Genomic DNA, 19615 nt, shown 5'->3' with positions numbered 1-19615 from the left:
CGTGGCACTTGGTTCCCATGTCAACCAGACGGTAAAGTGACGTGCATGACCGAGCCGCGCTGGTTGGACGAGCGAGAGAACAGCGGGCCTGGCGCAGCCTGATGAAGATGCAGGACGGGCTGTCGGCATCGCCCGCCTGCTCGGCGTCAGCCGCTCCACCATCTACAAGCACGTCCCCTAGCTGGCCACCGACTCGCGGCCCGCAGTCTCGGCGAGTACCCAGGCCGCCTTGCCTGCGGCTGAGTAACCGGCTCCGCTGTCCCTTCTCGGCCGCAGGTCTGTACGAGGGCTCGTGCCGGGACGAGCGTGAAAGGTGAGCGAGCCACAGCGGCAGCTGACCGACCTGGGCCCGGCGCAATGCGAGCAGGCGCTGAAGCGCTATAGCATCCTGCGCCCGAACCTGGAGGACGGCGTGCCATTGGCCCGCGTCGCCGCCGCCGACGGTCGGCCGTACCGGACGCTGCTGTGCTGGCTGGTCGACTACCGCCGGGACGATCTGGTTGGGCTTCGTTCGTCGCTCTTGCGACGGGGTTGATCGCGCAGACGCGGCGGCGACGGTCGGGCAAGAAGGTGTTCGGCACGGCCTGGCATCATGACGGCGCGGCCAAGGGGCCCAAGCCGATCGGGCTCGGCAACTGCTGGGTCGTCGCCGGGATCATCGCGCCGGCTGCCGTTCCTGTCCCGGCCGCTCTGCCTGCCGGTACTGGCCCGGCTGTTGCGCCCCGGACGCACCGGCAAGATCGCGTTCGCCCGGGAGACGGTCGAGGCGATCGCCGCCCGCCACCCCACCCGGATGGTGCACGCCGTCGGCGATGCCGCCTACGCCGGTGAGCATCTGCGCGACCTGGACGATGCGATCACCTGGACCGGCCGGTTGAAGGTCACCTCGCCTCCTGCACGCCCGGCCCCCGCCCAGAACCGGCAGGTCCGGACGGTCCCGCACCAAGGGCGCCCGGCCGACCTGGTCGTCACCGGCGCCTGGCGCACGACCCGCGTGCGCCGCTACGGAAGGAAGACCGGTAGGAGCCGGGGTGGAACCCGGGTCAGCCCGCAGGATTCGTCACCTCCGCCTCTGCGGCGCGGGCGAGGCGTTCGACCCAGTCCTGGTGATAGCGGTAGAGCGCACCGGGCTGCTTGCGCCCGAGCTCCTCAAGGAAGAAGGGGCCCTGCTGCGTTTCCTCGGTCAGCACGTGACACCCGTCATTCGTGGGTGTGATCACCCAGCCGTGGTACGCGCTCGAACCGGTCTCGTCGCCGTCGACCACCGTCTCCCACGCGAGCCTGCTGAAGGGCTCGCACTCCGTCACGTTGAGACTCATCGGGAATCCAACCGTCACCCGGCTGTACCTGGTTCCGAGCGCCAGTTCAGACTCACCGCTCAGGATCTTGACCTGATCTTCGGAGGGAAAGTAGCTCGACCAGTTCTCGGCGTCGACGAGCAGCTTCCACACCACTTCAGGCGGCGCCTGCACGTCAATGTCGTTGAGCGCGTAGATGGCCGAAGCTTTCGGGTCGTACTGCTTGGGCCAATTCACTTTGTCGTACATAATCCACTTCTCCTTGTTCATCGTGTGTGCCGAGGTCGGGCCCAGCGCCCGCCGCCGTCGACATGGAGGGTCTCGCCGGTGATGAAGGGGTTGGTCAGCAGCGCGCGGGCGGCGCTTGAGATATCGGAGGGCTGTCCGACGCGGCGGGCCGGTGTGGTGGCCGCGACGTGCTGGAACAGTCGTTGTTTGTCGGGTACCGCGGCGTCCCAGGCGCCGGTGGTGATCACGCCGGGGGAGATGCGGAGGCCCGCTCCGTGGCCACGCTGACGAGAGGGTCGAGCCCTCCGGCGGTCCCGGCCTGATCCGCGGCCGCCCGGATCGACTCCTCATCTGAGAGGTCGAGGGCGATGGCCCGGACGGTGTCACCGATGGCCTTCGCCGCGGCGGCCGTCCTCCCGGCGTCCCGGCCCGCGAGCGTGACTCGCGCACCCTCCTGGAGGAGATCGGCGGCCAGCGCGGCAGCGATGTCCGAGCCGCCTCCCACGATCAGAACGTCCTTGTCCTTCAGCGAATATGTCATGCATCGTGTCCTGCGGCCCGCCACAGGCCGGCCAGCCCGTCACCGATCGTTCCTCTTCCGATCGTGACAATCTTCATTTCAGTCTCCTTCTGATTGAACGGGTGTGGACCTTCACACACCGCTGAGTGCCATCGAATCCCTGACAGCGTCGAGACCGGCGGCATGCGAAACAATGGGCTCGTATCCGAGCTCGGCTGCGGCCTTGTCCGTCCGCAGGATGCACGGCTGCCCGAGGAACCATCGAACGGGAACCGGAACCTCGCGCTCCGCCGTCTCCGCATCGAGGTCGGGGATCGGCGCATCGACGCCATAGATCGCGAACAAGGTCTCCAGGAACTCGCGCAGGGTGACGCGGCGCCGGTCGGTGATGAAGTAGGCCTGGCCTGGCTGGCCCCGCTGCCATCCGAGCATGAGCCCCTCGACGGCGTTGTCCACGAACGTGACGTCGGTCGTGTGCCGGCCTCCGTCGATCCAGGCGAACTGCCCCGCCTTCGCCGCCGCGACCAGCCCTTCGATGAGGATGCTGCCGGGACCCCAGACGAACCTCGGACGGATCGACACCGTGGCGAAATCCGGGGCGTTCGCGTCGAGCACGATCTTCTCGGCAATGGCCTTCACCGCACAGTAGGCGGCTTCCGAATCCGGCCGCAGCGGCGCGGTCTCGTCGATGTCCACCAGCGGGTCGCCGGCGAGGAGCGCAGCCTCGCTCCCGCAGTGGACGAACCAAGGAACCCGTGCGAAGCGGGACGCATCGACGGCTGCCTGGGTGCCGCGAACCGACACGAGCTCATGACGCTCACGGTCGGCCGCGACGTCCGTCTCGGCAGCGAGGTGAAACACCACGTCACTGTCCGTCACCCTGTCGCGCCACGTGGCCGGGTCGGTCAACTCGCCCCGGACGGGCACCCCGCCCAGCGCCGCCACCCTTGCGGCCGACGCCTCACTTCTGACCAGAACACGAACCGAGTGCCCCTCGTCGAGGAGCCGCCGTACCAGCACCTGGCCGATGAACCCAGAACCGCCCGTGACGAACGCCTGCGCCATGAAACTCTCCTTCGCCGAGTGCGGGCCCCCTCGCTCGTCTTGGACGAGAAGGTGTCGTGAGGTGGAGCACTCGATGGCCCTGAAGGCATTCCCTCGGAAATATTCATGTTTTGCGCCCATGCCATAAAATTCTTGAATGGCTTCTCTTCGGGCGCTGGAGTGTCTTGTCGCGGTCGCGGACTCCGGGTCGATCACCCAGGCCGCGCGGCTGCTGCATTCGTCGCAGCCCGCCGTCTCTCATCAGCTCGCGACGCTGGAGCGCGAGACAGGAACGACCCTGCTCCGCCGCGAGCCCCGAGGGGTCAGGCTCACTCCCGCCGGGCGGGCCGCCTTAGCGGATGCCAGACGGGCGATTGCAGCGGCTGCCTCTGCGGTGAGGTCGGCTCGTGCCGCCGGCGAAGCGACCGGAGGGTCGCTGCGGCTGGCTTGTGCGCAGAGCCTGGTCTCCGTGCTCGCCCCGGTCATTCGCGAGTGGCATCGCCGCCACCCGGAGGTGGCGATCACCCTGCGTGAATCCACGTCGCCGGACGAGCTCCACGGCTTCATCGACTCCGACGAGGCCGACCTGGCCCTGATGCCCGCTCCCGTGCCCGGCCGCTTCACGACCACCGCCGTCGCCGAGGAAGAGATCGTGCTGACGGCACCCACCGGCCATCCACTGGCCGCACGGCCGGCTGTGCCCTTGGAGGATCTTGAAGGTGCGCCGCTGGTTCACTTCGCACCGGAGAACGGCCTCAGCGCCTGGCTCGATCGCTCGTTCGCCCGCGCCGGGGTCCGCCCGGAGCCCGTCATGAGGACAGCGGTGACCACCGCGGCACCGCAGCTCGCTGCCGCCGGTCTCGGAATCGCAGTGTGCCCCGTGAGTGCGGTCAGCGATGGTTTTCCTGGCGCAGTGCGATCGTTCTCGCCACGATGGGTCAGACAGTTGGTGGCGGTGACGTCCGCAGAACCGGATCCACTTGCCGCACGATTCATCCGCAACCTGCGCAAGCACGGCGTGCATGTGCCTCGCGGCGTGCGAACCCAACTCGCAGCGGACAACTCGACGTCCGCGAAGACGTGACCGCCTTCCTGACGATCTGCGCGCCAACGGCGCCGTGAGCCGGTGAACGAGGCCGATCGGGACCGGGCGGTGGAGCTGGTCCAGCAGGCCTACGCGGAGGGCCGGCTCGGCGCCACCGAGCTGGAGCTCCGGCTCGAACGGGCGCTCACCGCCACCTGCGTGGACGATCTGCGGCCGGTCGTCGCCGACCTGCCGGACGAGACGGTGCGGCTGTGGTCCGTCGGTGGGCGCCTCACCCGGACGGGCCACTGGCAGGTCCCGCGCCGGCTGCGGGTCGAGTCCGAGTACGGCAGGGTGCGCCTCGACCTGTCCCGCGCGCACATCCCGCACCGGCGTGTCGACATCGAACTCCGCCTCACCTACGGCCACGCCACGATCATCGTGCCTCCGGGCGCCGGCGCGAACACCGACGGGGTACACGCCGCCTGGGGTCGCGTGACCTGCAAGATCCCGGCCCGTTCCCGCCTGGGCCACCTCGACGTCCACATCACCGGTAATCTTCCCTATGGCAGCTTGACCGTCCGCGCCTCACGTATGTGACACGGCGGGTCTCGGGCCGGGCCGGGATGTCGCGCAGGGCGGCCGTACGTTCCGCAGGGTGCGGGCCGAAGAGGTCGTGGTCGCCGGCAAGTAGGGTCTCGGTTGTAGCGTTCCGCTCGATTTATGCAGCTCGAGGGCGCATACTGGCACAAATGAGACGTAACCAAGCCGCGGTCCGGCGAGTCCTGCCTGGAAGTCCCTTCAACGTTCCTGTGCCCCCTCCGCCTCCTCTCGAATCCTTCGTCGTCCAGGACCTCGTGAGCCACGACAGGTACGGCCTCGGCCGGGTCGTCGGGGTCGATGACGATGTCGCTGTCCTCGTCGACTTCGGGACGGAGACGTATCGCATCAACGCCCCCTACACCAAGCTCGTCAAGCTCTGAAGCCCCCGCACGAGGGTTCCGCAGGGCCCGCGCGATCAGACCACGACCGGTCTCTGGTTCGCCGGTCGTTCCTATAGGTCTGGGTCGAGAAACCATCGAAAGAATCAGAACGCTTACGCACTGTAACGCCTCTGGTCGTTTGACCAGGGCACTGGTCACATACGACCTGACCAGCCGGCCATCGGCCGAGCCGGGGGCGAGGAGGAATCTGGCCCGGAGGCGGTGCGCAATGAGTGGCTGCGCATCGAGAAGTCCCCCAGCGCTGCACTGGCCGATCAGTCGGGGTTCACCTCAGGGGCCTTGGCGGCGGAATGAGGAGGGTGGCGATGGGGGCCGGTGGCGAACTCCGCGACGAGTTCGAAGCGGCCGCCCGCCTGTGATCCGGCGGTGAGCCGGCCTCCGGTGCGTTCCGCCAAGCCGGTCAGCCCTGATCCGCCGGGGCCTGTTCGTGGAGCCGAGGGCTCGGTGGCTCCGTCGTTGACGACGCGCAGCCGTACGGTGTGGTCTGCCGGGGTGATGGTGATGGCGCAGGTCCGGGCGGTGCTGTGTCGTACGACATTGGTGACCGCCTCGCGCAACACCGCGGCCATCGCGGTGTCCACCTCCGGCGGCAGAGGGCCGGTCTCGAAGGTGACGACGGCCCGTATCCCGGCGGCCTCCAGAACGGTGTGCGCTGCGGCCAGCTCCTGGTCCAGGCGCAGCCCTACGGTCGCATAGGCCACCGATTCCAGCTCGGCCAGTGCTCGCTCGATCAATCCGGGCAGCTCGGCCAGTTCGGCGCGGGCGCGTACCGGGTCGACTTCCAGCAACCGCTCGCACAGCTCTCCTTTGAGCGCCACCGCCGACAGGCTGAAGGACAACAGGTCGTGCAGGTCGCGGGCGATCCGGGTGCGCTCCTGGATGAGGGCTTCGCGAGTCAGGTCCCGCTGGGCCTGGTGCAGCAGGACCACCAGGTTCGCCAGCCGGATCAGACCGTAGGAGACCCACGTGACGATGGCCATGGAGATCAGGCTCACCGCCATCCCCGCCAGGCCGGGCACCGGCGGGGGGTAGAAGAGAAGCGCGATGTACAGCGCTACCGCCACCCCGGTGATGACCAGGGAGCGGGGCGGCCGCATCCGGGTGAGCACCAGCCCGAGGAAGAAGGGCCACAGGCCGGCGAGGAAGACGAGCTCCCAGACCAGGTAACCGAACGGTACGACGGCGACACCCAGCAGCAGCCCGAGCAGGATGATCTGCTTGCGTGACGGCTCCATCAGCAGCTGGATCGCTCCGGCCGCGCACATCAGCGGCACCGTCAGGAGCAGGGTCCACGGCCGGTGGTAGGTCGCGACGGAGACGATCGACTGGAGCGAGGCCTGGCAGGCGAACAGCGCGACCAGGGTGAGGCGCGCCACTTTCGGCGACTCGATCGGCGCGGGCAGAGGGGGCGAGACGCGGTAGCCGGCGGCCGTCGCACGGATGCCGGCCAGCGCCTGCCGGGCGGTGGCGACCGCCACGCGGAGCCGGTCACGTGCGATCCTCGGTTCGGCGTCGACGGCTTGCGCGAGCCGTTCCGAGGCCACCCGCAGCTGCGTGCCAACGGCCGCGCCCAGCTCCCCGCCGAGCCGCCGCCGTTCCCGCAGCAGCTCCAGACGCGCCAGATCCCCGCGCGCCGCGTCCACCCTGGCCGCCATGACCGCCAGGGCGTACAGGCCGAAGATGATCAGTCCGTTGGTGGCCGTCTTCTCCGCTCTGATGACCGCCGTCAGCGCGTCCTCGCCGATCAGCAGTCCGGTCGCGCCCGTGGCGACCAGGATGAGCCCGAACAGCGGCCAGGCCGTCCGTCCCCGGAAGGAGCACAGCACGGCGACCGCCAGTGGCCACGGCAGCCACTCCCACCGCGTGCCGACGACGGCGAACGGCACCGCGTACAGCATCAGCAGGGCCACCAGCAGGCCGTCGCGGACCCGGCGGCGATGCCGCCCGGCCAGCAGCGCCACCAGCGGCGGATAGGGGGCCATCGTGAGGAGCCCGACCGGCCACGTCAGCCCCAGCTCCAACGCCGCCATCAGGCGGAGGGCCATGATCAGGCCGAGGGCGGCCCACATCATCGCCCGCACCAGCCGCAGCTGCGTATCCCGGGTGCCGTCCGACCCGTCGTCCACCGGATCGTTCTTCGCCGCTGGGGCGGCGGAGATCCCGAGCACTTACTTCCTCCAGGCCGCCTGACGTCGCCGGATTACCGGCAAGACGGACAATAGTGGGGTCGATCATCGGCTACCACCTGCTTCACCTCAGACGGACGGGTGGCCGAGAGGTCCGGTGGTACTGTTCGGCGTGATCAGGATTCTGCTCGCCGAGGACGTGGCACTGCTGCGTTCGGCGCTGGTGGGACTGCTGTCCTTGGAAGACGACCTCCAGGTGGTCGCGGAGCTCGCCTCGGGCGCGCTCATCGTGCCGACCGCGCTGGAAGTCCAGCCCGACGTGGCCGTGCTCGACATCGACCTGCCTGACCTGGATGGTCTGACCGCCGCTGAACGGCTCCACGAGCGGCTGCCCGGCTGCCGGGTGCTGATCCTGACCGGCCTGAATCAGCCGGGCCAGCTTCGCCGGGCGCTCGCCGCTCAGGTGGCGGGGTTCCTGCCCAAGGATGTACAGCACGCCGAGTTGACCGGTGCGATCAGGATCGTCGCATCGGGTGGACGGGTGCTGGACCCCGCACTCACCGCTGCGGCGCTGGACGCGTCGGCGAGCCCCCTGTCGCACCGGGAGACCCTGGTGCTCCGCATGTCGGCCACGGGCGCCTCACCCGGGGAGATCGCCGAGAATCTCTTTCTCAGGCCGGGGACCGTCCGCAACTACCTCACGTCCGCGACGGTGAAGCTGGACGCCCGGAACCGCGTCGACGCCATCAGGATCGCCACTGAGGCGGGCTGGATCTGAGGGCCGGAAGACATCCCCGGCAGACGGTGACCGGGCGGGAAAGGCGCGCCGATCCCTAGGAAAAATTCACCTCTCAACCGGTGACACACGCGCTATCTGGCTATATGTCGCATTTGGAAATCTTCTCTCCGGGTCCTGGAACGACATCCGGGCCGGTGCTCCGCAGGTTGCCGCCTGCGCGATCGTAAAGGAGATTTCGTGACATCAGTCGAGAAGGTCGAGTTCAGTAGTGATGGGTATCGGCTGACCGGTGACCTGCATCTGCCCGAACCGGGGACCGGCCGCGGTGCGGTGGTGCTGACCGGCCCGTTTTCCGGGGTGCGGGATCAGGTCACCGGTTACTACGCGGAGCGGTTCGCGCGGCGCGGCTATGTGGCCCTGTCCTTCGACCACCGTAACTGGGGTGACAGCGAGGGTGAGCCCCGCCGGCACGAGGACGCCTCCGCGAAGGTCTCGGATCTGCGCAACGCGGTCGGCTTCCTGGCCGCCCGGCCGGAGGTCGACGCCGGCAAGATCGCGCTGTGCGGGGTGTGCCTGGGCGGGATCTACTCGGTGCAACTCGCCGCCTTCGATCCCCGGGTCAAGGCCGTGGCGTTGATCGCGGCCGCCTACAACAACCCGGTGCTGATCCGTGATCGGTTCGGCGCCGAGAACTTCGCGGCGCTGATGACCGAGTTCGCGCGGATAGCGCAGCGGCAGTCCGACACCGGTGAGCTCGAGTACTGGCCCGCCGTCAACCCCGGCGGCATGCCCGCGGGGAATCCAGGACCGGAGCCGTTCGAGTATTACGGGACCGAACGCGGGGCCCGTCCAGGCTGGGAGAACCGCTGCACCGCGCTCTCGGTGCTGCAGGAGCTCACGCTGGACGTCGACTCCTATCTGCCGCTGGTCTCCGCTCCCCTGCTGATCGTGCACGGCCGCGGCGACCAGGCCGTTCCGGTGGCCGACGCGCAGGCCGCCTTCGCCGCCGCGCCCGAGCCCAAGGAACTCTTCCTGCTCGACACCGGGAACCACATCGAGTTGTACGACGATGACCGCTTCGTAGTTCCTGCGATTGACTGGACCGTTTCGTTCTTCGACCGGAGCCTGTGATGCGATATCGGCTGCTCGGCCGTACCGGGCTGCGGGTGTCGGAGATGTTCCTGGGAACGATGACCTTCGGGCAGGAATGGGGTTGGGGCGCCTCCGTCGAGGAGTGCCGCAAGATGTTCACCGCCTACGCCGAAGCGGGCGGGAACGTGATCGACACCGCCAACCGGTACACCGAGGGCAGCAGCGAGCGGATCGTCAAAGAACTGCTCGGCTCCGACCGCGACCGCTTCGTACTGGCCACGAAGTACACCCTGACCATGGACGGCACCGATCCCAACGCCGCGGGCAACCACCGGAAGAACCTGGTCCGTTCGGTCGAGGCCAGCCTGGGACGGCTGGGCACCGACTACATCGACCTCTTGTGGGTGCACATCTGGGATCCCAATACGCCCGTCGAGGAGACCATGCGGGCCCTCGACGATCTCGTACGGGCCGGCAAGGTGCTGTACGTCGGGATGTCCGACGCGCCCGCCTGGCTGATCGCCCGCGCGAACACCATCGCCGAGTTCCGCGGGTGGACGCCGTTCGCCGGCCTCCAACTGCCCTACAGCCTCCTCCAGCGTGACATCGAGCGGGAACTGCTGCCGATGGCCGCGGCCCTGGAGCTGTCGGTGGCCGCGTGGTCGCCGCTGGCCGGAGGCGTCCTGTCGGGCAAGTTCACCCGGTCCAGCGCCGGCGGTCCCTCCCGGGTCGACCGGGCCACCGTCTCCGAACGCGATCTGGCCATCGCCCGTACGGTGGACGAGGTGGCCGACGAGCTCGGCGTTTCCTCCTCGCAGGTCGCCATCGCCTGGACGCGGGCGCACCGGCCCTGGATCCACCCGATCCTCGGGGCCCGCGATCTGGACCAGTTGACCGACAACCTCGCCGCGATCGGCCTGGAGCTGCCCGAAGAGGCGGTGACCCGGCTGGAGGAGGCCGCCGCGATCGAGCTGGGTTTCCCGATGGAGTTCATCCTGAACACCACGGACTTCGTCTACGGGGCCAGCGGAAACCGCGTCGACGGCCGCCCGGTCGGATGAACGTGACGCAGGACCTGGCAGGGACGCCGGGTTCCGCTCGTTCCCACTGACCGATCCACAATGCAGAGGAGCCTCACATGAGGTCTGTTCGTCATGCCCTCCTGACCGGAGTCCGCCGGCTGTCGGCGGCCACCGCGGCCGGTGCCGTTCTGATCACCGCGCCTGTCACCGGCGCGGATGCCGACGATTGCGATCAAGCCTGCCAGATCGACTGGGCCTGGAGCGCCCAGCGACAGAACGCCCTGCCTCGCACCGCCTTCTACGATGCACCCGACCCGCTGCCGTGGGCGCCGAGTGGGACCTTGATCCGCGCGGAGGCCACCTCCGAGTACGTGGTGCGGGACAAGCCGGTCAAGGCCGTCCGCGTGCTGTACCACTCCCGTACCTCCCGGGGCGGGGACGTGGCGGCCTCCGGCGTCGTCCTGGTGCCGCAGGACCGCCCGCGCCCGGCGGGTGGCTGGAAGGTGGTCGTGGACGCGCACGGCGCCAGCGGCATCGCGACCGGCTGCGCCCCGTCACTGATGCGGGATCTGTACCACGGCGACCAGATGGTCCGATTCCTGGAGCAGGGGTACGCGGTCGTCGCCCCGGACTACGCGGGCCTCGGCACGACCGGCCGTCCTGAACTGGTGAACAAGACCGCCGAGGCGGAGGACATCGCCGGGGCGGTGCGGTCCGCACACCAGGCGGTGCCGGGATTGTCGGGCCATTGGGTGTTGTGGGGCCATTCCCAGGGCGGCGGGGCCGCACTCGGCTTCGCCGAACGTCAGCTGACGCGTCCGGTGCCGGGCTACCGGGGTACGGTCGTCACGTCGCCCGCCGCCGATCTGCCCGCACTGGCCGCGCACGTCGCCACCACCGTCCCGTACGGCGGATTCGCCCCGCTGCTGGCCCAGGGCGCCGCGTACAGCGACCCGAAGATCGACGTCACGCGGCTGCTGACCCCGGTCGCCCAAGCCCGCCTGGACTCGGCCGGGAACGGCTGCCTGGGCGTGGCCACCGCAGTGTACGGAGATCTGACCGGGCCGGCCCTGACCAGGCCGGGCTACTCCAGCGACCCCCGCTTCACCCGGTACCTGCGCGACAACAGCCTCGGCCGGCAGCGCGTCGCAGGCCCGGTGCTGTTCCTGCAGGGCGGCGCGGACACCGTCACCCCCCAAGCGATCAATGCCAAGGTGGCCGCCGAACTCCGCAGGAATGGCTCCCACGTCACCTACCGCGTCTACGACGGCTTGGAGCACGACACCTATGGTGCCGTGACCGGGATCGACGATGGCGCGATGGACGACATCCTCGCCTGGGTCAGAGACCGCTGGCGGTCGGGTGGTTGTGCAGCCAGTTCACACACATCCGACGGTCGCAGGCGTTCGGATCAATCGCCGGTTCGCTGCGGATGAGCGCCGTTGCGGAGGCCGTTCAGGAGGAGGGCGAGCAGGCGGTCGGCTTGAGCCGACGGGTCTGGGGCGTCTTGGGCGGCCCAGGCGATGGCGCCGGTCATCTTCAGCACGTCATCGTCGTCCGCGTCGGCGACGATCGCCCCTGATCGCCGTGCCCATGTCAGCAAGGCGACGCCTGCCTCGAACAGCTCCGCGTGCCAGGTCGACACCAAGTTCTTGTCGCGGTTGAGGGCCGAGTTCATCACCGCGGCGGCCAGGCCTCGGTAGGTCAGGGCGTGGGTGACCACGGCACGCAGCCAGGTGGACAACGCGTCGAGTTCGTCCTCGGCCGTCAGCAGCGTGCGGCCGAGGTCGACCAGTTCGGCTATCTGTTCGGCGAGCACGGTCTCGATGAGGTCGAGCCGGGTGGGGAAATGCCGGTACAGGGTTCCGCTGGCCACCCCTGCCCGCCGGGCGATGTCGTCCAGGGAGGCGTCCACGCCGTACTCGGCGAACGCGAGTTTCGCCTGCTCGACCAGTTGCTCGTAGTTGCGCCGGGCGTCCGCGCGCATCGGACGCCCGGCGCGCGACCGCGTCTCGTGACCTGGCAGTGCGATCACCACACCCTTGCTAACCGGGGACACAGTCCGTTACGGTGCCCATCTAACCGGACCATGCCTCACCTTATCGGCATGGCGCCCAACTCGCAGAGGGGCATCCCCATGGCGCTGTCGGAACAGGACCGGATCGACATCAACGACCTGATCAACCTGCACGGCCACCTGGTGGACGCAGGCGAGCTGGACCGGGCGTTCGAACTGCTCACCCCGGACGTCACGTACGACATGGCGGACTTCGGCCGCGACTCGCTGCACGGGATCGCCGCCATCCGCGCGGCCGCGCTCGCGCTGGGCGACGCCAACCCGGTCGGCCATCACGTCACCAACATCGTGATCACCGGGATCGACGACGGCCAGGCGCGGGTCCGGTCCAAGGGGATCGGCATCCTGGCCGACGGAACGGCCGGCAGCGTCGTCTACGACGACATCGTCCTGCGGCGGCCCGACGGCTGGAAGCTCGGCTACCGCAAGGTGAGCGCCAGGCGAGCGGCACTCGGCAGGCGAGAAGCCGGTGCGCGTGAGCTTCTGGAGCGCTTCCGGCAAGCCGCCATCGACCAGTCCGCCGAGGAGATGCGCCGCCTGTACGCGGTCGACGCGGTCCACGAGTTCCCGTTCACCCGCCCAGGTGTGCCGTCCCGGCTCGAGGGCCGGGACGAGATCGTGAACTGGATCGCCGAAGGGTGGAAGGCTCTGCCGCTGAAGTACGAGCGGTACCGCACCCTCGCCCTCCACGACACCAAGGACCCGGGGACGATCATCGTCGAGCAGGAGGCCATCGGGACCAGCGCGTCCACCGGCGCATTCGTGCTGCCCAACATCGTGGTGCTGACCGCCCGCGACGGGCAGATCGCCCACCTGCGTGACTACGTCAACGTCCTGGCCGCCGCAGCCGCCATCGGACGCGAGAAGTGAGCGCGCCGCATCGCCAAAGGCGGTCCCGCTCCCTATTGCGCTGTCCAGGAACGTTCACCGGCTCGGGCGCCGTAGCAGGCGCCGGCATCGCCGTACCACGGCTCGCCGGCCCGGCGCCGATCACCTCCGGCACGTGGCCGGGGTGGAAGTGCCGCGCGCCCGGTGAACGTACGTGGTCACCGCACCAGTGTGCCGCGCCAGAAGTTCGTCCTCTAAGTCGACGGGCCCAAGTGACCAGGTAGGCGAGCGGTCCTCATGCATCCCGCCTGGTGGGAGCCGGCATGACTTACTCGGCGGATGGCCCGCGCGGGACACCGGCCGGCCGCCGGGCCTGATGCGGCGGGTCCGCGTCAAGTGCCGGCCGAGGTGCCTCGGAGGGCAGGGAGGGCCGTGGGGGCGAGGCCGAGGTTGGACAGGGCGGCGGTTCCCCGGGGGTCGCCGGCGAGTGCCAGGGTTCGGGCGGACTGGTAGGGGCAGCCGGCGGTGTCGAAGGCGGCCACGGTGGCGAGCAGCCGTTCCCGGTCGTGGTCGAGCAGCGCCTGGGCCCGTTCCACCAGGGCTTCGGCGACCGGGTTGCCGGCCACGCGGTCGCGGGCTTCGGCCACGCGGTCGCGGGCGTCGGGGCTGCCGGCGAGGACGGCGGCCTCGGTGCGCAGGGCGACGTACCAGTGGTGCCAGATCCAGGTGACCCACTTCCACACCTGCCGGGGCTCGGGGGCCGTCCGCTCCAGCGCCTGCGCCGCCTGGCCGCGGTGCAGCAGGAGGATGGCGTCGAAGACGGCCCCGTAGCCGTAGGTGTGCTCGGGCGGAGTGTCGAGTTCGTCCAGGATTCCCAGCCATTCGCGCCGCGCGGAACGGTCGCCGCGCAGGCCGTGGATCATCGCGACCGCGGCCACCGCCGGGCGCAGGAGCGTCCGGGAAGGGCTGCCGGCCCGCCGCCACGCGTCGAGGAACCGGACGCTGCCGGTGAGCACCTCCTCGACGTCGCCCGCGAGCGCGTCGACCATCAGCAGCCGGCAGGTGGCGCGGTGGCCGACCTCCGCCAGCGATGGGTGGTCGGCCAGTTGACGGGCCCAGCGGCGGGCGGCCGGTACGTCGCCCGCGCCGAGGGCTGCCTCGGTGGCGATGGCGAGCGCGTCGATCAGCTCGTGGGTGCCGGCCGGTGTGTTCGGCAGGGATGACAGGAGGGTGATGCGGCGCCGGGCTGTGGCCGCGGTGGCGAACGTGTCGCCGGCCCAGCTCTGCGCGCCGGTCAGCGCGTCGAGGGCAGCCGACTCGGCGAGCGGGTCGCCGGTCCGGCGGGCGAGCTCGACCGCGTGCTCGGCGCGCGCGATCGTCTCGGGTACGGCGTTGCCGGGCGGGCCCTGGGCGGCGCCGAACGCATCGGTGAGCACCGCGGCCTCGGCCAGCGCCACCGCGGCCCGCGCGGCCGGATCGTCATGGGTCGGATCGGCGTTGGCCGGTTCGTCGCCGATCGGTTCGTCGCGGGCCGGTTCGCGTGCCTCGAAGAGCAGCGCGAGCGCCTCCTCGCGGGACGGAAGCCTGACGAACATGGTGGAGAACCGGAACGCGATGGTGGCGGCGCTCGCCAGGTCGGTGGCGGCACCGGCGCTGTCGCCGGACGCGCGGGCGGCGTCGGCGGCGGCGCGGCGCAGCCGGTACATGTCATCGCCGATGGTCCGGCAGCCGGCCACGGCCGCGGCCTGCCGGAGCATCGACGCGCCGGCGGCGGGGTCGGGCGCGAGCACGGCGGCCTGCTCGTAGCGCCGCTGGGACTCGCCGGTCAGATTGCGGGTGAAGGTCAGCTCCGCCAGGTGTCCGGCGAGCTCGTAGGCGTCCGCGCGCTGCTCGGGCCGGTCGGCCGCCCACGCCAGGGCGGCGCGCAGGTCGTCGGCCACCAGGTCGAACCGGGCCCGCCAGTCCGGTCCGGTCACCGCCAGGCCGGCTGCCTGGGCCAGGCACCAGCGCAGGTGCCGGGACCGGGCGCCGTCCAGTTCGCCGGCCTCGTCGAGCCGCTCGGTGCCGTACTGGCGGATGGTCTCCAGCGCGCGGTACTCGGTGCCGCCCGGCGACGCGGTCACCACCAGCAGGCTCTGTTCGGCGAGCCGGGCCAGCCCGTCGGCGACGATGCCCTCCTGGCCTCCGGTCACCTGCGCGGCCGCGGCGGCGGTGAACGGCGCCACGAACACCGACACCCGGCGCAGCAGCGCCCGGTCGGCCGGCTCCAGCAGGGCGTGGCTCCAGTCGAGCGCCGCGCGTACCGAACGGTGCCGCTCGTCGGCGCGGGAGCCGCCGGTGAGCATCCGCAGCGGGTGGGACAGGGCGGCGGTGATGCCGTCCAGCCCGAGCGTGGGACAGCGGGCGGCGGCCAGCTCGATCGCCAGCGCCATCCCGTCCAGCCGCTCGCAGATCGCGGCGATCTGGCCGCGCGGCGCGAGGTCCAGCGGCAGGCCGACCGAGGCCGCCCGCTCCAGGAACAACGCGACCGCGTCCGACTCGCCGTCCAGCGACAGGGGAGGGACCGGATAGACCCGTTCGAACGGCACCATCAGCCGGGACCGGCTGGTCGCCAGCACCGTCACCCGGGGGCAGGCCGCGAGCAGCCGTTCGAGGAACAGCGCCACGCCGTCCACGACCTGCTCGCAGTTGTCCAGGACCAGCAGCGCGTGACGGTCGGCCAGCGCGGCGACCACGGAGGCGGTCATGTCGCGGCCGGGCTGCTCGCCGAGGCCGAGCGCCCCGGCGACCGCGGTCGCGATCATGCCCGCGTCGGTGACCGGGACCAGGTCGACGAACCACACCCCGTCGGCGTACGCGCCGGCCGCCTCGGCGGCCACCGCCGACGCGAGCCGGGTCTTGCCCACTCCGCCGGGACCGACGGCGGTGACCTGGCGGGATGTCTTGACCAGCTCGATCAGCTCGGCGCGCTCGCGCACGCGTCCGATGAACGAGGTCAGCGGGGCGGGCAGGACCGAGGCCGGACGTGATGGCCGGGTGCTCGCCGGCTCGGGGGCGCGCCGGGCGAGCGCTCGCCGGTCGGGGGCCTCCAGCTTGCGCAGCAGCGAGGAGACGTGACTCTCCACGGTGCGTACCGAGATGAAGAGCCGGGCCGCGATCTCGGCGTTGCTGAGATGGGCCCCGACGAGCTCCAGCACCTCGGATTCCCGAGGGGAGATCTCCACTTCCGCCACCACCGTCCCAGTTTGCCGCATTCCCGCCGCGGCGGATCCGTGGCGTCGATCCGTGTTGCGGTCCCGTGGTCACCACGGATGTGGGCAGACCGGGCCGCGAGACAGGCTGTGACCACGCGAACAAGCAGACACGCGAACAGCCTGACCCACGCGAACGATCTGGCCCACGACCACAGGAGTTGACCATGACCGGCTCTGCCACCCCGGTGATCAAGACCGTGCTGCACCCCGTGTCCGACCTGGCCACGGCCAAGGCCGTGTACGCGGCGCTGCTCGGCATCGCGCCGCAGCACGACTCGTCGTACTACGCCGGCTTCGAGGCCGGCGGCCAGCACATCGGGCTGGTGCCGGGCGGCGGACCGCAGGGCATGACCTCGCCGGTGGCCTACTGGCACGTACCGGACATCGAGGCGAAGATCGCCGAGCTGACCGCCGCCGGGGCCACCGTCAAGGAGGCCGCGCACGACGTCGGCGGCGGCCGCCTGGTGGCCACCGTCACCGACCCCGACGGCAACGTCCTCGGCCTGCTGCAGGACCGGTGACCACGCCCTCCACCGGCCGGACGATCGACCTCTCCCGCGCAAAGGACCTGGCAATGACCTCCTTCGAATCCATCACCCTCGAAGTCTCCGACCCCACGGCCGCCGACGCCTTCTACCAGGCCGTCGGCCTGAGCCCCTACGTGGACGTACGCGCCTGCGACGCGCCGACGACGGGCTTCCGCGGGTTCGCGCTGTCCCTGGTGGCCGCCCAGCCAGGGAACGTCGACGCCCTCATCGGCGCCGCCCTCGACGCCGGCGCCACGACGCTGAAGCCGGCCACGAAGAGCTTCTGGGGCTACGGCGGCGTCGTCCGGGCCCCGGACGGGACCATCTGCAAGATCGCGTCCTCGGCGAAGAAGGACACCGGCCCCGTCGCCCGGCAGATCGACCAGGTCGCGCTGCTGCTGGGCGTGGCGGACGTCAAGGCGAGCAAGCGGTTCTACGTCGAACGCGGCCTGGCCGTGGCCAAGAGCTTCGGCGGCAAGTACGTGGAGTTCGCCACCCCGTCGTCGGCCGTCACCCTGGCGCTCTACCCGCGCCGCGCCCTCGCCAAGGACACCGGCGTCCCCGAGGAGGGCACGGGATCGCACCGCCTCGCGATCACCGGCGCCACCGGCCCCTTCACCGACCCCGACGGGTACGCCTGGGAGGCACGATCGGCCATGTCCAGATCGGCTGATAGCTGAAGCGCGGCGGATCCGCCTCATCGAGGAGGGGACAGGGGCGTCCCCCGAGGAGAAGCGGCCGCGTCCATCGCCGTCGAACACCGGCTGGCCACCTCCGCTCTGCTACCAGCCGGTGCGATCCACTGGTCGCCACGCTGGTCGAGGAGGCGTACACGCGCCGGCACGCCTGATCATCGCAGAAGAGCAGGGGTACGGATGGTCCCTGCCATCCGACTCCCGCTCGCAGCGGGCGCCGCGGGGCCGAAGGCCGCACTGGAGGGGGCATCTCTCCGTACGATCCGAGAATGACGGATCAAGAAGCCGGGCGGGTTTCCGTGACGAGGCGAGTGGTGACCGTCAGCGCGGTTCTGGCCGGGGACCTGCTTCTGCTGTTCCTGGCGAAGTCTCTTGCTGACAATGTGCACTTGCTGGAGGAGGGGCTCTGTGACGGAGCCACGGTGTGGTGCGACGGCCGAGATTTGACCTACGCGGAATGGCTGGCGGTGATGAATTTCCGTGCCGGTGTCGTGTACGCGTTAGCGGCGGTCGTGGCGTTGATTCTGCTGGCGGTCGCCGCCGTGGCGTGGCGGCATCGCCGAAGGGACATCGTGTGGGTGCAGGCGTTCGCACTCCTGCTGGTCGCCGTGTTCGCCGCCACGTGGACCCCGTACAGGGTTTTTTGACGTTTTCCCCACCTGATGCGGCGAACCGGGGCCATGGCCGCGCGACGACATGCACCCGTCAGCCTCGCTCCGAGAGGCCGAGTCGTGACTCTGAGTAGTGGGCGATGGTGGCGGCGATCATGTTGTCGACGGCAGGGAGGTCCAGGGCGGATGCGTTGTTCGGGTGAACGATGATGCGCAGTTCGTCGGTGATGCGGCCGGAGGACTGGGCGGACATGAAGGTCTCGGTGATGAGCATGATGAGCGACACGTGATCGACGTTCCTGATGCGGGCCAGGCCTGAGCCGACGACGGCGATGGACACCGGGCGGTGCTGGGCCTTCTCCCGGACCGCTGCCCAAAGGTGCTCCAGGGATTCGCGAAGAGCCGGGAGGCTCGACGTCGCGTGCACGCCGTGCTCGTTGACCATGCTGTAGGCCACGGCGAACAGGCGGCGGCCGGAGTGCGGGATGACGGCGACGGTGCCGATCGGGTACCGGCGGAGCTTGCCGTAGCGCTTTGTCGCGCGGGTCTCGGCCGTGTACGGCCTGCCGTTGAGGGCCGTGCGGAGAGCGCGGTCCAGCGTCCGGTGATCGCCGGCGTAGAGGCGCTGGACGAGTTGCCCTTGGATGCTGCGGCGGGCGACCAGGAAGTCGTCCTTGGTGTTGGTCTCGAAGGTGTCGCTGAAACCGATGACCAGGTGGGTGTCGTCCTGGTCGTACAGGTCGCCGATGCGGACGGTGAGCCGGCCTCCCGACCAGCCGGTCGGATGTGAGATCGCGGGTGCCCCGCGGATCTGGGCGGCGAGACCGTCGACGCGCTCGCGTAGCGCGGTGTCGCCAGGGTGGTCGGCGACCAGAGCACGGCCGATCTTCATCGCCTCGGCGGGATGGCCGATCACCTCGTACAGGTCGAGGAGCCGCAGACGGGCCTCGTGCCATGCCTTGGTGAGCGCGGCGATGCGCGGCTGTGCCCAGGCGAGATGCTCGACATCGATGAGCGGCCGGCCCTGCCACAGGTCCAGAGCCTGCCGGAGCAGGAGGGTCGTACGCAGCGGCGAGTCGTCCGCTCCCGCCGAGACGAGCCGTTCGAAGCGGAGAAGATCGATGGAGTCGGGTGGGAGCTCCAGCCGATATCCGGAGTTGTGGCCCGGATCACGAACCAGGAGGACCGAGGCGTCGCCCGGACGATCAGGGTCCAGGGCCGTCCGCAGTGTCGAGACGCACTGGTAGACGGCCACCCGGCTTTCCCGCGACAGCTTCCCGCGACGCATGCCTGTGCCGGGTGCGTCGCTCATCGCCTCCCTGGTCAGGTCCTCGAGGCGGACGCTGCTGCCGAGGTTCAGGGCGAGACGGATGAGAACGGCCATGACCCGCGGTTCCAGCTTGACCGGAGTCCCGTCGCGCAGCAACGCGGCTCGGCTCATCAGCGTCAATGTGATCGCCATGCAGCCTATTGAAGGGACGCCGCGACGCGGTTAACAAGCGAGCTTCCATATCAAATCTGAATCA

Annotated in this window: 20 protein-coding genes; 12 read left to right on the top strand and 8 right to left on the bottom strand. The window is 70.1% G+C overall.

The features are described 5' to 3' along the window. Nucleotides 1–313: 313 nt before the first annotated feature. Nucleotides 314–535 (top strand): hypothetical protein, encoded by a 222-nt coding sequence (locus tag IEY93_RS32545; RefSeq protein ID WP_189166998.1) that lies wholly within the window; start codon nucleotides 314–316, stop codon nucleotides 533–535. 508 nt (nucleotides 536–1043) lie between these two features. Here IEY93_RS32545 and IEY93_RS32540 read toward each other — a convergent pair. The 4 genes from IEY93_RS32540 to IEY93_RS32525 form a co-directional block, all read right to left on the bottom strand. After that, the gene (locus IEY93_RS32540; RefSeq protein WP_189167007.1) at nucleotides 1044–1547 is read right to left on the bottom strand and encodes an SRPBCC domain-containing protein; all 504 of its coding nucleotides are present in this window, start codon (nucleotides 1545–1547) and stop codon (nucleotides 1044–1046) included. A gap of 17 nt (nucleotides 1548–1564) precedes the next feature. Next, nucleotides 1565–1774, bottom strand: a complete 210-nt coding sequence (locus tag IEY93_RS32535) for an SDR family oxidoreductase (protein ID WP_189166997.1) — start codon at nucleotides 1772–1774, stop codon at nucleotides 1565–1567. After that, a complete protein-coding gene (locus tag IEY93_RS32530) occupies nucleotides 1771–2067 on the bottom strand; it encodes an SDR family NAD(P)-dependent oxidoreductase (RefSeq protein WP_189166996.1) in 297 nt (98 codons plus the stop codon). The genes IEY93_RS32535 and IEY93_RS32530 overlap by 4 nt, the downstream gene beginning before the upstream one ends. 111 nt (nucleotides 2068–2178) lie before the next feature. Beyond that, nucleotides 2179–3111, bottom strand: a complete 933-nt coding sequence (locus tag IEY93_RS32525) for an NAD-dependent epimerase/dehydratase family protein (RefSeq protein ID WP_189166995.1) — start codon at nucleotides 3109–3111, stop codon at nucleotides 2179–2181. A gap of 136 nt (nucleotides 3112–3247) precedes the next feature. On the opposite strand from IEY93_RS32525, the gene IEY93_RS32520 reads away from it, so the two are divergent. The 3 genes from IEY93_RS32520 to IEY93_RS39450 all read left to right on the top strand — a co-directional run bounded on the left by IEY93_RS32520 (nucleotide 3248) and on the right by IEY93_RS39450 (nucleotide 5097). Next, nucleotides 3248–4174, top strand: coding sequence for a LysR family transcriptional regulator (locus IEY93_RS32520; RefSeq protein ID WP_189166994.1), 927 nt, complete (start codon nucleotides 3248–3250; stop codon nucleotides 4172–4174). Nucleotides 4175–4216: 42 nt separating this feature from the next. Beyond that, nucleotides 4217–4714 carry a DUF1707 SHOCT-like domain-containing protein gene (locus tag IEY93_RS32515; RefSeq protein WP_189166993.1) on the top strand — a complete coding sequence of 166 codons (498 nt, stop codon included), beginning with the start codon at nucleotides 4217–4219 and terminating at the stop codon, nucleotides 4712–4714. 257 nt (nucleotides 4715–4971) lie between these two features. Further along, on the top strand, nucleotides 4972–5097 hold the full coding sequence (locus IEY93_RS39450) for a hypothetical protein (protein WP_268241595.1): 126 nt from the start codon (nucleotides 4972–4974) through the stop codon (nucleotides 5095–5097). A gap of 275 nt (nucleotides 5098–5372) precedes the next feature. Here the strand turns inward: IEY93_RS39450 and IEY93_RS32505 are convergent, their stop codons facing one another. Then, complete coding sequence (locus IEY93_RS32505) at nucleotides 5373–7286, bottom strand: sensor histidine kinase (RefSeq protein WP_189166991.1); 1914 nt, start codon at nucleotides 7284–7286, stop codon at nucleotides 5373–5375. A gap of 130 nt (nucleotides 7287–7416) precedes the next feature. Between IEY93_RS32505 and IEY93_RS32500 the strand changes: the two genes are divergently transcribed. The 4 genes from IEY93_RS32500 (at nucleotide 7417) to IEY93_RS32485 (ending at nucleotide 11533) form a co-directional block, all read left to right on the top strand. Beyond that, complete coding sequence (locus IEY93_RS32500) at nucleotides 7417–8022, top strand: response regulator transcription factor (RefSeq protein WP_189166990.1); 606 nt, start codon at nucleotides 7417–7419, stop codon at nucleotides 8020–8022. A 198-nt stretch (nucleotides 8023–8220) separates the two neighbouring features. Continuing rightward, complete coding sequence (locus IEY93_RS32495) at nucleotides 8221–9114, top strand: alpha/beta hydrolase (protein ID WP_189166989.1); 894 nt, start codon at nucleotides 8221–8223, stop codon at nucleotides 9112–9114. After that, the gene (locus IEY93_RS32490) at nucleotides 9114–10136 is read left to right on the top strand and encodes an aldo/keto reductase (protein WP_189166988.1); all 1023 of its coding nucleotides are present in this window, start codon (nucleotides 9114–9116) and stop codon (nucleotides 10134–10136) included. The genes IEY93_RS32495 and IEY93_RS32490 overlap by 1 nt, the downstream gene beginning before the upstream one ends. Nucleotides 10137–10213: 77 nt before the next feature. Further along, entirely contained in the window at nucleotides 10214–11533 is a 1320-nt protein-coding gene (locus tag IEY93_RS32485) for an alpha/beta hydrolase (RefSeq protein WP_189166987.1), read from the top strand. On the opposite strand, the gene IEY93_RS32480 is transcribed toward IEY93_RS32485, so the two are convergent. Further along, on the bottom strand, nucleotides 11509–12132 hold the full coding sequence (locus tag IEY93_RS32480) for a TetR/AcrR family transcriptional regulator (RefSeq protein WP_229691664.1): 624 nt from the start codon (nucleotides 12130–12132) through the stop codon (nucleotides 11509–11511). The genes IEY93_RS32485 and IEY93_RS32480 overlap by 25 nt on opposite strands. Before the next feature lie 72 nt (nucleotides 12133–12204). On the opposite strand from IEY93_RS32480, the gene IEY93_RS38830 reads away from it, so the two are divergent. Then, entirely contained in the window at nucleotides 12205–13044 is an 840-nt protein-coding gene (locus tag IEY93_RS38830) for a nuclear transport factor 2 family protein (protein WP_203968081.1), read from the top strand. A gap of 350 nt (nucleotides 13045–13394) precedes the next feature. On the opposite strand, the gene IEY93_RS32465 is transcribed toward IEY93_RS38830, so the two are convergent. Then, nucleotides 13395–16238 carry an ATP-binding protein gene (locus IEY93_RS32465; RefSeq protein WP_229691663.1) on the bottom strand — a complete coding sequence of 948 codons (2844 nt, stop codon included), beginning with the start codon at nucleotides 16236–16238 and terminating at the stop codon, nucleotides 13395–13397. A 182-nt stretch (nucleotides 16239–16420) separates the two neighbouring features. Between IEY93_RS32465 and IEY93_RS32460 the strand changes: the two genes are divergently transcribed. From IEY93_RS32460 to IEY93_RS32450, 3 genes are all read left to right on the top strand, one after another. Then, the gene (locus IEY93_RS32460) at nucleotides 16421–16777 is read left to right on the top strand and encodes a VOC family protein (protein ID WP_189166985.1); all 357 of its coding nucleotides are present in this window, start codon (nucleotides 16421–16423) and stop codon (nucleotides 16775–16777) included. Nucleotides 16778–16830: 53 nt separating this feature from the next. Continuing rightward, nucleotides 16831–17463, top strand: a complete 633-nt coding sequence (locus IEY93_RS32455; RefSeq protein WP_189166984.1) for a VOC family protein — start codon at nucleotides 16831–16833, stop codon at nucleotides 17461–17463. Nucleotides 17464–17747: 284 nt separating this feature from the next. Further along, complete coding sequence (locus IEY93_RS32450) at nucleotides 17748–18125, top strand: hypothetical protein (protein ID WP_189166983.1); 378 nt, start codon at nucleotides 17748–17750, stop codon at nucleotides 18123–18125. Between the two features lie 58 nt (nucleotides 18126–18183). Here the strand turns inward: IEY93_RS32450 and IEY93_RS32445 are convergent, their stop codons facing one another. Then, complete coding sequence (locus IEY93_RS32445) at nucleotides 18184–19551, bottom strand: AfsR/SARP family transcriptional regulator (protein WP_189166982.1); 1368 nt, start codon at nucleotides 19549–19551, stop codon at nucleotides 18184–18186. Nucleotides 19552–19615 lie beyond the last annotated feature (64 nt).

Origin of the sequence: Sphaerisporangium melleum, from assembly GCF_014646695.1 — a bacterium.
Classification (GTDB): domain Bacteria; phylum Actinomycetota; class Actinomycetes; order Streptosporangiales; family Streptosporangiaceae; genus Sphaerisporangium; species Sphaerisporangium melleum.
The sequence above is the reverse complement of the archived record's forward strand: the minus strand, read 5'-3'. Positions and strand labels throughout refer to the sequence as shown.

What these genes read in the sequence shown, in the direction of transcription:
- IEY93_RS32445 (WP_189166982.1), bottom strand. Translation starts at nt 19,551, where the DNA reads ATGGCGATCACATTGACGCTGATGAGCCGAGCCGCGTTGCTGCGCGAC.
- IEY93_RS32450 (WP_189166983.1), top strand. Translation starts at nt 17,748, where the DNA reads ATGACGGATCAAGAAGCCGGGCGGGTTTCCGTGACGAGGCGAGTGGTG.
- IEY93_RS32485 (WP_189166987.1), top strand. Translation starts at nt 10,214, where the DNA reads ATGAGGTCTGTTCGTCATGCCCTCCTGACCGGAGTCCGCCGGCTGTCG.
- IEY93_RS32460 (WP_189166985.1), top strand. Translation starts at nt 16,421, where the DNA reads ATGACCGGCTCTGCCACCCCGGTGATCAAGACCGTGCTGCACCCCGTG.
- IEY93_RS32525 (WP_189166995.1), bottom strand. Translation starts at nt 3,111, where the DNA reads ATGGCGCAGGCGTTCGTCACGGGCGGTTCTGGGTTCATCGGCCAGGTG.
- IEY93_RS32490 (WP_189166988.1), top strand. Translation starts at nt 9,114, where the DNA reads ATGCGATATCGGCTGCTCGGCCGTACCGGGCTGCGGGTGTCGGAGATG.
- IEY93_RS32455 (WP_189166984.1), top strand. Translation starts at nt 16,831, where the DNA reads ATGACCTCCTTCGAATCCATCACCCTCGAAGTCTCCGACCCCACGGCC.
- IEY93_RS32530 (WP_189166996.1), bottom strand. Translation starts at nt 2,067, where the DNA reads ATGACATATTCGCTGAAGGACAAGGACGTTCTGATCGTGGGAGGCGGC.
- IEY93_RS32520 (WP_189166994.1), top strand. Translation starts at nt 3,248, where the DNA reads ATGGCTTCTCTTCGGGCGCTGGAGTGTCTTGTCGCGGTCGCGGACTCC.
- IEY93_RS32540 (WP_189167007.1), bottom strand. Translation starts at nt 1,547, where the DNA reads ATGTACGACAAAGTGAATTGGCCCAAGCAGTACGACCCGAAAGCTTCG.
- IEY93_RS38830 (WP_203968081.1), top strand. Translation starts at nt 12,205, where the DNA reads ATGGCGCCCAACTCGCAGAGGGGCATCCCCATGGCGCTGTCGGAACAG.